The organism is Candidatus Rokuibacteriota bacterium (assembly GCA_016209385.1).
In the GTDB taxonomy this organism is placed as follows: Bacteria; Methylomirabilota; Methylomirabilia; order Rokubacteriales; family CSP1-6; genus JACQWB01.
On sequence record JACQWB010000188.1, the window covers coordinates 1 to 11,983 of the forward strand.

Below are 11,983 nucleotides of genomic sequence, written 5' to 3' on the forward strand. Positions count from 1 at the left end.
GAGCCCGATGGTCGGCTCGTCCAGGATCAGGACCTCGGGGTCGTTGACCAGCGCCTGGGCGAGCCCGACCCGCTGGCGGGCATGTAGCAGGCCAGGATCCGCATCGTGGTGGTCTTGCCAGCGGCGTTGGGGCCGAGGAAGCCGACGACCTCCCCCTTTTCGCCGCTGAAGGAGACGTCCTGGATGGCGGCGACCGGACCGTAGTGCTTGGTGAGGTGCTCGACCTGGATCATCGCGTGCTGGTCTCGCCCAGCTGCAAGCCCGACTCGCTACGGACCACATAGTATATAGCAGACCCGGGGGCGTTCCTCAAGGGGGGCCTCCGCCCACGAAGCGCTTCAGGTTCTTGAGGTAGTAGGCCAGGCCGAGCGTGATGAGGGCGGTGAGGCCGGCGATGACGAGCTGGCCTCCCTCCCCCGTGCGCGCGTAGCGGACGACCGCCCAGGCGGTGAAGAAGATGCCGAAGACGATGGCCGTCCCGATGAGGATCCGATGCGCGACAATGAGGCGCACGGGCTAGGTCAGTCGGAGGGGGCCTCGACGGCCCCCTCCGAAACCTCCCCCAGGATTCGCTTGCGCGGGCCAAGCCCGCGCTCGAAGGGCGTTATTCCGACACACTCCTAGCCGGCTCCCGTTTCCGCCTTCATCACAGTGCCCAGCCAGTCGGGAATCGCGATCAGCCTTCCGGTGGCAGGTTCGGCGCAGGCGTGGCGCGTGTAGCCCGTGGTGACCAGCTCGCGCGCCTCGTCCCGGATCTCGTAGCTGAAGGTGAAGCTCGCCCGTCGCTTCTCGCTGATCCAGCACCGCACCTCCAGCAGGTCGTCGAGCCGCGCGGGCTTCACGTACTTCACGAAGGCCTCCACCACGGGCATGTGGAGCTTCGCGTCCACCTCGGACATGGGATGGCCGCTCTGCCTGAGGAACTCCACGCGTCCGACCTCGAAGTAGGTGAGGTAGTTCCCGTAGTAGACGATCTTCATGCAGTCCGTGTCCTTGTAGCGGACGCGAACGTGAGTGACGGAGACCATGGTGTCGGGAGACCCGGGGGGCGGCGCGGGGGACCGTCAGAGGTACTGGCCGTAGCGGATCTTCTCGACGACCTCGCGGATCCGCTTGTAGCCGTCGATCTCCTGGAGCAGGTCCTGGGTGGTGACGAGCCCGGCCTCCTTGCCAGTGCCGGCCAGGTGGACTTTGGTCTCCAGCGCCCGGCGGATGATCTCGGCGATCTCGGCACCGCTCATCCCGCCCATGGGCGGGAGGACTGAGCGGTAGTCCAGCGCCGCGAACAGCGGCCGCCCCGCGTTCCGCTCCGTCTGCGCTTTCCTCAGCTCCAGGATCTCTTGCTGGGCCTGGCCCTCGGGCAGCGGGACCTCGATCAGCCGGTCCAGGCGGCCGGGCGCCACGAGCGAGGGATCGACGGCGTCGGTCCGGTTCGTGGCGGCCACCACCATGACGCCCGAGAACTCAGGAAGCGCGTCGAGCTTCTCGGCCAGGGCTGCCACGAGCCGCGCGCTGGCCTCGCGGGCCTGCGGCGGCGGGAGCAGGTGCTCGAGCGAGAGGGCGTCGGCCTCGTCGAGGAAGACCACTGCCCGCCCCTCCTTGAAGCCGATGGCCAGGATCTCCTGGAGCAGCTCGCCCGTGTTGGGCCCGAACTTGGAGGTGAGGTTCATGAGCTTCAGGTGGTAGAAGATCGCCTCCGAGGCCGTCGCGAGCGCCTTGGCGAGCAGGGACTTCCCCGTCCCCGGCGGCCCATACAGGAGCACGCCCTTGGGCGGCGTGATTCCCCACTGGCGGTAGAGGTCCGGGTTGATCAGCGCAGTGGCGAAGCCGCGGAGCGTCGCCTTCGCAGCCCGGAGCCCGCCGATCTCGTCGAACGGCACCCCGGGCCGGGCGTCGACCTCGGCGCGGCCGGTGAGGTCCCCGAACTTCTCCCCGAGCTTGGTGAAGACATCCTCGAGCCGCCGCTGGATGGCCCACTGCTGCTCGGTGAGCTTGGGCTCGGGGCTGGCCATGCTCAAAAGTGCGGGGTCGCGCCGGGACGCTGGGGCGTGGTTCCAGCCTTGTCGAAGACCCGGTCCTCGACCAGCACGGGCACCTTGGCCCGGATCGCGAGCGCGATCGCGTCCGAGGGACGGGAATCGAGGGTCAGCTCGGTCCCGCCCGTGTTGAGGTGGAGCGTGGCGTAATAGATGTCATCGCGGAGGTCGGTGATGATCACGCGCGCCAGGGTGACCTTGAGGCGGCCGAACAGCGTCAGGAAGAGGTCGTGGGTGAGCGGCCGGGGCGGGGTGATGCCGTGGAGCGGCAGCGCGATGCCGTTGGCCTCGGCGTGCCCGATCGCCATGGTCAGGTTCCGCTTGTCGCGCTTGCCCTGGAGAACCACGAGGGGCTGGGAGCTGCGCTGGTCGATGACGACTCCGACCACCTCCGCCTCCTGCGGCCCGGTGGCCTTAGGCGGTGCAACCTCCCCCTTGTCCCGCGCGCCGACTCCCCCGAGAAGCACCAGCGCGAGGAGCACGTAGAACCCGAGCCGCCGTGCCGTACCCATCCTCCGCCTCCTTGGTGTCCACACCTCGCTCGACGTGTAAGCAAAAGTATCGGCCTGAGGTCGGAGCAAGTCAAGGCGAAGCCGGGAGACGAAGGCTCGCAGCGAAGCCGAGCGCGAGGAGCAGGGTCAACAATAGGCCGCCCCTGCCTTCGCCGCCACGAACAGGTTGACTTCGGCGGCCCGGCGGTGCGAGGCTGGGAGCGTGGAGCACGCGGCACTTCCTCCCCCAGTTCGAGGGACCCCGGCCGACGAGCGGGTCTACATCTGCGACCGCTGCGGTGCCCGGATGGAGGAGCGCAAGTGCAAGATCGTTTGCGGCGTCTGTGGTTTCTATCGAGACTGTAGCGATCCGTGATCACCTCCCCCCAGATCGCCTGGCTTACCGGCCTCCTGGAAGGTGAAGGCAGCTTCCTCATGTCCGAGCGTGCAATTACAATCGCACTCAACATGACGCGCACGAACTCCTGATCGCCGACCGTCGCATCAGGCTCACGCCGCCGGAGTTTGCGGTACTGAGGTGCCTCTGGCAGCACGAGGGGAAGGTCGTCCCGCGCGCCTCGATGCTCGAGAACGTGTGGGAGTCCGACTACGAGGGCGGCAGCAACGTCGTCGACCTGGTGGTGCGGTCATTGCGGCGAAAACTCGGCGAGCGGGCCTGGACGGTCGAAACCGTGCGCGGCGCGGGTTACCGGCTGCGCCGGGACTGAGCCGTCGGGGCCCACCCCCCGGCCTTGAACCGCCGCGGGCTGTCACGTAGATTATCCGCGTGACCTCGATCGAGGATCTCCTCGCTCAGGGCCTCAACGGGGACACGCTCATGCTCCACGCGAGCTTTCAGGGCCTCCCCGGGATGGCCCATGGCGGCAGCGTCCTGGCCGCCTTCGACTCTGTCGCGAGCCGCCACGGAGCCGCGACGCCCCGGGAGATCTTCGGCGCGTACCGGCGAAAGGTGCCGCTCAGCACGCCCCTCCGCCTCGACGCCCGGCAGTCGAGCGCCGGTGCCGGATTCAGCCTCTCGGACGGGAACCAGCTCCTCGTTGACGGATGGGTGCGGGCGGCCCATCTCCTTCCAGAGCGACCTTCCGTCCCGGGACGCCTGGGCGGCGGGTCTCCGCTGCCGATCTCGAACTCTTGCTTCGCGTGCGGCATCAAGAACCCGCTCGGGCTCCAGGTGGCGCTCAGGTTCGACGCTGAAGCGGTTTGGGCGGAGTACGTCCCTCGACAGCCGTTCAGCACGGCCGAGAGCCACCTCGCGACGGCAGCGCTCACGACGCTCCTGGACGAGACCGCCTTCTGGCTCGGCGCCCTCGTCTCGGGCGAGTCGGGCATGACCAGCGAGATCCGCGTGACCCTCCACCGAACCCCTGTCAAGTTCGGGGAACGGCTGATCGTGATCGGCCGGCGGGAGCGAGTGATCCGGCGACCCGACGATAGCCGCTACTGGGAGACCGAGGCCGCCGTGCTCGCCGAGGACGGGTCGCTCCTCGCGACGAGCCGGATCACCTTCGTCGCGGTCAGAGGCGCGGCCAAGCGGCTCGTCACCGGCATGCTCAGCATGAACCCGCCGGAGGTCGTCCGCCGGGTCTTCCCCGCCCACCTGCGCTGACGCGCCGGAGGGTCAGGCACCGCCCCTGGCTTCGCGCGCTTTGGCCAGGAGGGCGTCGTAGACAGCCAGCGGAACGTGCGGGGTCCCCATCGCGTTGGTCCGCCCGATGTGGGGCCCGTGGAAGTCCGAGCCGCCCGTCGCCACCAGCGCGAGATCCTTGCACATCTGGAGGTACGCCGCGGTCTGACCTGCCGAGTGCTCCTGATAGTAGCACTCGATCCCCATGAGGCCGGCCTGGACCAGCCCCGGAATCAGCTCGTCCTTGCGGGCGAGACCCGGATGGGCCAGCACGGGGACGCCCTGGGCCTTCCGCACGACGGCCACCGCGTCCGCGGGGACGAGCTTCTTCCGCGGGACGTGGGCGGGCCCGCCCGCGTGGAGGTACCTGTCGAAGGCCTCCCGCACCGACTTCACATAGCCCCGGCTCACCATCACCTGCGCGATGTGAGGCCGGCCGGCAGAGCCCTCCTTCACCAGGTCGAAGACCTCTTTGGCATCGATGGGCATGCCGAGCTCGGCGAGGCGGGCCGCGATCCGGTGGACGCGCACCGCCCGCTCCGCCCGCTGGGCGCGGCAGAACTCCTGGAACCACTGGATCTCGTAGTCGAGCAGGTACCCCAGGATGTGGATCTCCCCGCCCTCGACGTCGCAGTTGATCTCGATGCCGGGGACCAGCCTCATGGGGGGATGCCGGGCCGCTTCGTCCAGGGCCTCGGTCAGGCCGTCGGTGGAGTCATGGTCGGTGATCGCGAGCACGCGCACACCGCGCCGCGCCGCTTCCCGGATCAGCTCGCGGGGAGCGAGCGAGCCGTCCGACGCCGTGGTGTGCGTGTGGAGGTCGACCATCAGCGCCGGGCCGCCTCCTGCATCAGGTAGGTCAGGAGGGTCCTGACGCCGACTCCGGTACCTCCTTTGGGCCCGAGCGGCAGGTCCTTTTCGGTGAAGGCGGGCCCCGCGATGTCGATGTGGACCCAGGGGACCTCGCCCGCGAACTCCCTCAGGAAGAGCCCGGCCGTCAGCGCGCCGCCGCCCCGCGGCCCCACGTTGTTCAGGTCGGCGACGTCGCTCTTGAGCCCCTCCTTGTACTCCTCGATGAGCGGCAGCGGCCACATCCTCTCACCGGCGCCCTCGGCAGCCGCGAGGATCCGGTCGGCCAGGGGCTTGTTGTTCCACATGACGCCCGAGCAGAGGGGGCCGAGCGCGATCACGCACGCGCCGGTGAGGGTCGCGAGGTCCACGATTTCGCGTGGCTCGATCTCCTTGACCGCGTAGGCGAGCGCGTCGGCGAGGGTGAGCCGCCCCTCGGCGTCGGTGTTGCCGATCTCGATCGTCGTGCCGTTCATGCAGCGGACGATGTCGCCGGGGCGCTGGGCCGTGCCCGACGGCATGTTCTCGGTCGCCGCGATGACCCCGTGCACCTCGACCGGCAGGTCCAGCTTGGGGAGGGCGCGCATGAGCCCCAGGACCGCGGCGGCGCCCGCCATGTCGTCCTTCATCGTGCGCATCCCGTCGGCCGTCTTCAGATCGAGCCCGCCCGAGTCGAAGGTGATCCCCTTGCCGATGATCGCGATCTTCTTCCGCGCGCGCCGCCGCGGCGTGTACGTGAGGTGGATGAACTTGGGCGGCTCCGCGCTCCCCTGGGCCACCCCCAGGTAGGCGCCCATCCCGAGCTTCCGGCACTCCTCGCGGTCGTACACGCGGAGCTTCAGCTTCCCCTCCTTCGCGATCTCGGTGGCCATCTTCGCCAGGTAGGTCGGGGTGACGCGGTTGGCGGGCTCGTTGACCAGATCGCGCGCGTAGCAGGCGGACTCGGCGAAGATCTCCGCCACCCTGAGCCCGTCGCGCACCGCGGCCTGGTTGCGCCGATCGGGTTCGACCACGCGCAGCTCTTCAACGGCCTTATTGCTCCGCTCCTTCTTGTAGCGGTCGAACGCGTAGGTGCCGAGGAGGGCGGCCTCGGCGATGGCCTGGGCCCGCACTTTCACCGGGAGCCCCTCACCCAGGAGGGCCGTCGAGACGATCTTGGCCCCGAGGTCGCGCGCGCGACGGAGCGCAACGGCGCTCACCCGGCGCAGCCGCTCGGCGTCCAGCTCGCGGCGCTTGCCGAACCCCACGACCAGCACCGCCTTGGCCGGAATCCGGCCCGCCGTGTAGAAGTGCGACATCTGCTCGGGCTTGCCCTCGAACTTCTCCGATTTGAGCACGTCCGAAAGCATCCGGCCGAGCTTCCGATCCAGGCCCGCCAGCGTGGGCGTCAGGCGCTTCTCCTCGGCATAGTGCCCCACCACCAGCACGTCCCCCTCGGCGTCGGTCAGCGGCTGGGCGACAAGCGAGAGTTTCATCGAACGCTCCCTCCTTCGCTCAGGCTGACGGCCCGCTCGATCATGGCCGCCAGCCCGTCTGTCGTTTCGTATCGGTCCAGCTCACCAACGGGAACCCAGCGCACTTCCGCGGCGTCGCTCCCTGCCCGAGTGATCCCGCTCTCGGGGACCGCCGCGTAGTCCACGAGCACGTAATGGTACCGGACCCGGCCCTCGGCGTCACGCGTGATCCGGTCTATCACGCCCGCGAGGCCGAGGAGGCGGACCTTGAGGCCGCACTCCTCCTCCACTTCGCGGATCGCGGCCGCCTCCGTCGTCTCGCCAAGCTCGACGAGCCCGCCGGGAATGCTCCACTTCCCTTCGGCAGGGGCGGCGCCCCGTCTGACGAGCAGGACATGGCCGTCCCGGAGAACGACCGTGCCGACGCCGACCCGTGGAGCCTCAGGATACTCGCGCTGAGCGGACATGAATCGCCAGAAGCGAAGAAAATCAGTATAGACGAGCGAGGGGAAATGTCAACGCGCCGCTCACTGAATCACATGGTCGGCGCGAATGAGGATGGACTGGGGGATGGTGAGGCCCAAAGCCCTCGCAGTTTTCATGTTAACAACCACAGAATGCCGAGAATGAGGATGACGATGAGAGTGACTAAACTGCGCCCCACGTCCGTCGCTCCTTCCGATCCTCAGCGAGCGAGGGAGACGGAACCCAGGTCCGTGAGAGTTTTGCCGCTCTGAGTCCAGCCCTCGGTTCCGTACTTCTCCCGGGTGAGCCGCTCCATGAGCGCCTCCTCGTCCCCGGTGAGGCCGCCCGGGATGAGGTCGAGGCCGTGCGTCTCACGGAACCCTGCGGCCAGCGCCTGGACGACCTCGTCGAGGGCGGGGCGGCGGCCCAGCGCCGCCTCCAGCGTGGTCATCCCTGCGAGAGGATCACCCTCTCCGGAGAAGACCAGGCGCAGGCGCGCTACATCGGCTCCTAGAAGGATGGAGCCGTGCTGGAGGAAGGCGCCGGCCTGGCGGCGCTGGGCGCTTCCCACTAGCTTCTTTCCCCCGACCTCGATCTCGTAGGAGCCCGTGCGGGCGAAGCAGAACGCCGGCGTTGCCGCGGGGTCTGAGGGCTGTACCGGGACCATCTCCGCCTCGACTCCCAGACGCCGGAGGCCCGCTGTCAGCCCCGCGCCGATCCACCGGTAGCTCTCGAGCAGGTCCCCGCTCCCTTCGAAGTCTCCGGCGCGGGCCACCACGCTGTAGGTGACCTCGCGCTCGAGCGTGTCGTGGTAGATCGCGCTTCCGCCTGTGGGGCGCCGCACCACCCCCGCGCCGAGCCGACGGCAGGCCTCCACGTTAATCCGCGCGTCCAGGCGCTGACCGTAGCCCAGGGAGACCGTCGGAGGATTCCAGGAGAAGAACCGGAGCGTCGGCGGCGCCAAGCCCTGGATCCGCGCCAGGAGCATCGCCTCGTCCAGGGCCATGTTGCTGGCTCCATCCAAGGGCTCGGTAACCAAAAGCCGCCACGCCTCGCGCGTCATGTCCTCACCAGGAAGGAGAGTTGTGTCCCACTCTCGAACCGTTACACGTAGTCTTACTCCAGGGCAAGGGCGAACCGGATCGCGGTGTTGATCGCCTGCACCTTCTCGCGAGGAAGAAGCGCGATCCGCTCCCGGAGCGCAACCTTCGGGATGGTCCCCATGGTATCCAGGTTTGCCACGCATCGCTTGGGGAGTCCCTGTTCGGGACCGAGCGGGACTTCGCTACGGATCCCGCGGATCCGGGTTGTGACCGGCGCCACGGTGAGCTGATTCCGGATCGCATAGGCCTCGTCTCTAGAAAGAAGCACGACGGGACGACGACCGAACGGTGGAGGCAGTTCAGCCCACCACACCTCTCCCCGCCTCACGGCCACTCCTCATTGCCAGCGGCAATTTCCCAGAGTTGGCGCGAGAGCGCCACTTCTTCGGGCGTCTCGGGCATCCGGGTGTACGCCTCAATGTAGCGCTGGACGTCTTCTTCCCGCTCAAGCGCTGAGAGCCACTGCTCGATGGCCTCGGCCACCAACGCGCTCCGAGTGGTCTTGCGACGCCGCCGGACACCCTCCATCGCCCGGTACGCCTCGCGGGGAAGGCTGATCGCGATCTTTACGCTCTTGCCCGGCATTCGACTCCTCCCTGAGTATGAATAAATTCATACCATAGTATAACAGACGTGCCGGCGACAATCCTGGCGGATCAACCGGATCGCCGGGGAGGTGTCCACCGGAGGTTGGGCTGGCGGGCGGCGCGAGTCTGGTCGAGGCGGCGGACCGGCGTGGTGAGGGGCGCGTCGTGGACGCCCTGGGGGTTGGACTCGGCCTCGCGCGCGATCTGGATCATCGCCTCGGAGAACGCGTCCAGCGTCTCCTTCGACTCGGTCTCGGTCGGCTCGATCATGAGCGCCTCCTCGACGATCAGCGGAAAATAGGTGGACGGCGCATAGAAGCCGAGGTCCAGGAGGCGCTTGGCGATGTCCATGGCGCTCACGCCGAGCTTCTTCTGCCGGCGGGCCGAGAAGACGCACTCGTGCATGCAGGGCCCGGGGTACGGGAGGTCGTAGTAGGGCTCCAGGCGCTTCATCAGGTAGTTGGCGTTGAGGACGGCGTTGTCGGCCACCGCGCGGAGGCCGTCCGGCCCCATGGTGCGGAGGTACGTGTAGGCGCGCACCAGCATGCCGAAGTTCCCCCAGAAGGCCTGGAGCTTGCCGACGGACTGGGGGCGACCCCAGTCCAGGTCGTACTCGTCCGCGTTTGAGCCGGGCTTCGGCCGGCGGGTCACGACGGGCTTCGGGAGGAACGGCGTCAGGTGCGCCTTCACTCCCACCGGGCCGGCGCCGGGGCCGCCCCCGCCGTGCGGCGTCGTGAAGGTCTTGTGCAGGTTGATGTGGAAGACGTCGAATCCCAGGTCGCCCGGCCGCGTGATGCCCAGGATCGCGTTCAGGTTCGCGCCGTCCATGTATACCTGGACACCCTTCGCGTGGCACATCTCGGTGATCTCGAGGATCCGCGACTCGAAGAGGCCGAGGGTATTGGGGACCGTGATCATGAAGGCGGCCACGTCCTCGTCCAGGTTCCGCTCGAGGTCCAGCAGGTCGACCTCGCCGTTGGCGTCGGACTTGAGCTGGACGACCTGGTAGCCGGAGAGCGTGGTGGACGCGGGGTTCGTGCCATGGGCCGAGTCCGGGACCAGCACCTTGGTCCGCTTCTCACCCCGGGCGAAGTGGTAGGCCCGGATCATGAGGACCCCTGCCAGCTCCCCCTGGGCGCCCGCGGCAGGCTGGAGGGAGACGGCGTCCATGCCGACAATCTCGGCCAGGTCGCGCGCGAGCTCCCACATGAGCCGAAGCGCGCCCTGGGCTGCGGCCGGCGGGGCCAGCGGGTGCAAGCGTGCAAAGCCCGGAAGCCGCGCCATCTCCTCGTTGAGCCTCGGGTTGTACTTCATTGTGCAGGAGCCGAGCGGGTAGAAGTGGGTGTCCACATAAAAGTTGAGCTGCGAGAGCCGGGTGTAATGGCGGATCACATCGAACTCGGAGACCTCGGGGAGCTCGGGTGGGCTGGGCCGGAGATACGTGGCCGGCAGGAGGTTGGCTGGGTCTGCCGTCGGGACGTCGGCGTCCGGCAGCGAGTAGCCCACGCGCCCCGGTGAAGAGAGCTCGAAGATCAGCTTGTCGTACGCGCGCATTGATCGCCCTCGTGATCCTGTCGAGTCGGTCCTAGCCGACGGCCCGCTGAAGGGCGTCGGCGTAGGCATCGATTTCGGCGCGCGTCCGCTTTTCGGTCACCGCGACCAGCAGGCAGTCCTTCAGCGACCGATCGAACGGCTTCAGCGGAACGCCGGCGAGGATCCGGTCCTTCAGGAGCCGCCGCGCGACGCGATCCGGCGAGGTCGGGAGCTGGAGTACGAACTCTTTGAAGAACGGCGCTGAGAACCTCAGCCGCACGCCGGGCACCCCAGCCAGCGCCGCCGCAGCATAGTGGGCCTTGGCCAGCGAAAGCTCTCCAGCCTTGCGGAGCCCCTGCTTGCCCATCAGGGCCAGGTAGACGGTCGCCATCAGGGCGCAGAGGGCCACGTTCGTGCAGATGTTGGAGGTGGCCTTGTCCCGGCGGATGTGCTGCTCGCGGGTCTGGAGCGTCAGGACGAAGCCGCGCCGACCGTCCAGGTCCACGGTGGCGCCGACCAGGCGCCCGGGGACCCGGCGGATCAGCTCCTGCTTGGTCGCAAACACGCCGAGGTACGGGCCGCCGTAGGAGAGGGGCACGCCGAGCCCCTGGCCTTCGGCCACGACGATGTCCGCACCGAGTCCACCGGGAGCCGCCAGGAGACCCAGGCTCGTCGGGTCGACGGAGACGACGAGCAGCGCGCCGACCGCGTGAGCGATCTCGGCCACGCGCGTCACGTCCTCGAGGGAGCCGAAGAAGTTGGGAGACTGGATCAGGACCCCCGCCGTCTTCGACGTGACGACCTTTCTCAGAGCTTCGAGGTCGGTCGAGCCGTCCCCGAAAGGAACCTCCCGGAGCCTGAGCCGCGACCCCTCGCAGTAGGTCTCGACGACCTGACGTGAGAGCGGATTCGCCCCCCGGGAGACCACGAGCTCGTTCCGCTCGGTCACCGCATGGGCCATCAGCGCCGCCTCCGCCAGGGCCGAGGCGCCGTCGTAGATCGACGCGTTGGCCACGTCCATTCCGGTCAGCTCGGCGATCATGCTCAGGTACTCGTAGATCGTGGCGAGCGTCCCCTGGCTGGCCTCGGGCTGATACGGGGTGTACGCGGTGAAGAACTCACCCCGCGAGATGAGCGAGTTGATGGGGCTCGGCACGTAGTGATCGTAGGCGCCGCCGCCGAGGAAGCAGACGTAGTCGTCGGCGCCGGCGTTCAGGGCCGCGAGCCCGCGCATGTGGCAAACCAGATCCATCTCCGCCATCGCGGGCGGGAGGTTCAGGGGCCGGGCCAGGCGGGCCTTCGGCGGGATGCGGGTCAGCAGGTCCTCGACGGTCCCGACGCCGATGGCGTGGAGCATCTCCTTCTGCTGCGCTGGCGTGTTCCCGATATAGCGCATCAGGTGTGGCCGCCTTTCTGGAGGAACTCCTCGTACTGGGCCGCCGTCATCAGCGCGTCCAGTTCCTTGGGGTTGCTCAGCGCGATCGTGATCATCCACCCCTTGCCGTAGGGGTCCTGGTTCACGCGCTCGGGTTTCTGGGTCAGCTCTCCGTTCACCTCCACCACCTCGCCCGACAGCGGCGCGAAGAGGTCGGAGACCGCCTTCACCGACTCCACGACACCGAAGGGCTGCATCTGGGTGACCTTCGTCCCTGCCTTCGGTAGCTCGACGAAGACCACATCGCCGAGCTCCGACTGGGCGTAGTGGGTGATCCCCACGCGGGCCCGGTTCTCTTCGACCCTGGCCCACTCGTGCTCGCGCGTGTACCTGAGGTCCGCCGGGTACTTTTCCATGCCCTCACCTTTCTTGTCCTTCCCACCTT

The 11,983-nt window shown here is 68.3% G+C and carries 15 protein-coding genes and 1 pseudogene; 2 read left to right on the plus strand and 14 right to left on the minus strand.

Going from position 1 to position 11,983, the window contains the following annotated elements; genetic code table 11:
* The 5 genes and pseudogenes from HY726_13225 to HY726_13245 all read right to left on the minus strand — a co-directional run bounded on the left by HY726_13225 (position 1) and on the right by HY726_13245 (position 2,548).
* Positions 1-233 (minus strand): annotated as a pseudogene (locus tag HY726_13225) (hypothetical protein).
* A gap of 76 nt (positions 234-309) precedes the next feature.
* Positions 310-513 carry a hypothetical protein gene (locus HY726_13230; protein ID MBI4609957.1) on the minus strand — a complete coding sequence of 68 codons (204 nt, stop codon included), beginning with the start codon at positions 511-513 and terminating at the stop codon, positions 310-312.
* Positions 514-620: 107 nt separating this feature from the next.
* Positions 621-1,028, minus strand: a complete 408-nt coding sequence (locus HY726_13235) for an acyl-CoA thioesterase (GenBank protein MBI4609958.1) — start codon at positions 1,026-1,028, stop codon at positions 621-623.
* Between the two features lie 36 nt (positions 1,029-1,064).
* The gene (locus tag HY726_13240) at positions 1,065-2,012 is read right to left on the minus strand and encodes an ATP-binding protein (protein ID MBI4609959.1); all 948 of its coding nucleotides are present in this window, start codon (positions 2,010-2,012) and stop codon (positions 1,065-1,067) included.
* Positions 2,013-2,014: 2 nt separating this feature from the next.
* Entirely contained in the window at positions 2,015-2,548 is a 534-nt protein-coding gene (locus tag HY726_13245; protein ID MBI4609960.1) for a bifunctional nuclease family protein, read from the minus strand.
* Between the two features lie 464 nt (positions 2,549-3,012).
* On the opposite strand from HY726_13245, the gene HY726_13250 reads away from it, so the two are divergent.
* Positions 3,013-3,255, plus strand: coding sequence for a winged helix-turn-helix transcriptional regulator (locus tag HY726_13250; GenBank protein MBI4609961.1), 243 nt, complete (start codon positions 3,013-3,015; stop codon positions 3,253-3,255).
* A 59-nt stretch (positions 3,256-3,314) separates the two neighbouring features.
* Complete coding sequence (locus tag HY726_13255; GenBank protein ID MBI4609962.1) at positions 3,315-4,154, plus strand: hypothetical protein; 840 nt, start codon at positions 3,315-3,317, stop codon at positions 4,152-4,154.
* A gap of 12 nt (positions 4,155-4,166) precedes the next feature.
* On the opposite strand, the gene HY726_13260 is transcribed toward HY726_13255, so the two are convergent.
* The 9 genes from HY726_13260 to gcvH all read right to left on the minus strand — a co-directional run bounded on the left by HY726_13260 (position 4,167) and on the right by gcvH (position 11,954).
* Positions 4,167-5,000, minus strand: coding sequence for a PHP domain-containing protein (locus tag HY726_13260; GenBank protein MBI4609963.1), 834 nt, complete (start codon positions 4,998-5,000; stop codon positions 4,167-4,169).
* Entirely contained in the window at positions 5,000-6,496 is a 1,497-nt protein-coding gene (locus HY726_13265) for a leucyl aminopeptidase (GenBank protein ID MBI4609964.1), read from the minus strand. The genes HY726_13260 and HY726_13265 overlap by 1 nt, the downstream gene beginning before the upstream one ends.
* On the minus strand, positions 6,493-6,942 hold the full coding sequence (locus HY726_13270; GenBank protein ID MBI4609965.1) for an NUDIX hydrolase: 450 nt from the start codon (positions 6,940-6,942) through the stop codon (positions 6,493-6,495). Before HY726_13270 ends, HY726_13265 begins: the two co-directional genes overlap by 4 nt.
* A gap of 218 nt (positions 6,943-7,160) precedes the next feature.
* Positions 7,161-8,003, minus strand: coding sequence for a lipoate--protein ligase family protein (locus HY726_13275; protein MBI4609966.1), 843 nt, complete (start codon positions 8,001-8,003; stop codon positions 7,161-7,163).
* A 53-nt stretch (positions 8,004-8,056) separates the two neighbouring features.
* The gene (locus HY726_13280; GenBank protein MBI4609967.1) at positions 8,057-8,371 is read right to left on the minus strand and encodes a type II toxin-antitoxin system PemK/MazF family toxin; all 315 of its coding nucleotides are present in this window, start codon (positions 8,369-8,371) and stop codon (positions 8,057-8,059) included.
* Positions 8,368-8,628, minus strand: coding sequence for a hypothetical protein (locus tag HY726_13285; GenBank protein ID MBI4609968.1), 261 nt, complete (start codon positions 8,626-8,628; stop codon positions 8,368-8,370). The genes HY726_13280 and HY726_13285 overlap by 4 nt, the downstream gene beginning before the upstream one ends.
* Before the next feature lie 71 nt (positions 8,629-8,699).
* The gene (gene gcvPB / locus HY726_13290) at positions 8,700-10,184 is read right to left on the minus strand and encodes an aminomethyl-transferring glycine dehydrogenase subunit GcvPB (protein ID MBI4609969.1); all 1,485 of its coding nucleotides are present in this window, start codon (positions 10,182-10,184) and stop codon (positions 8,700-8,702) included.
* Positions 10,185-10,215: 31 nt separating this feature from the next.
* Positions 10,216-11,559 (minus strand): aminomethyl-transferring glycine dehydrogenase subunit GcvPA, encoded by a 1,344-nt coding sequence (gcvPA, locus tag HY726_13295; GenBank protein MBI4609970.1) that lies wholly within the window; start codon positions 11,557-11,559, stop codon positions 10,216-10,218.
* Entirely contained in the window at positions 11,559-11,954 is a 396-nt protein-coding gene (gene gcvH / locus HY726_13300; protein ID MBI4609971.1) for a glycine cleavage system protein GcvH, read from the minus strand. The genes gcvPA and gcvH overlap by 1 nt, the downstream gene beginning before the upstream one ends.
* Positions 11,955-11,983: the final 29 nt, after the last annotated feature.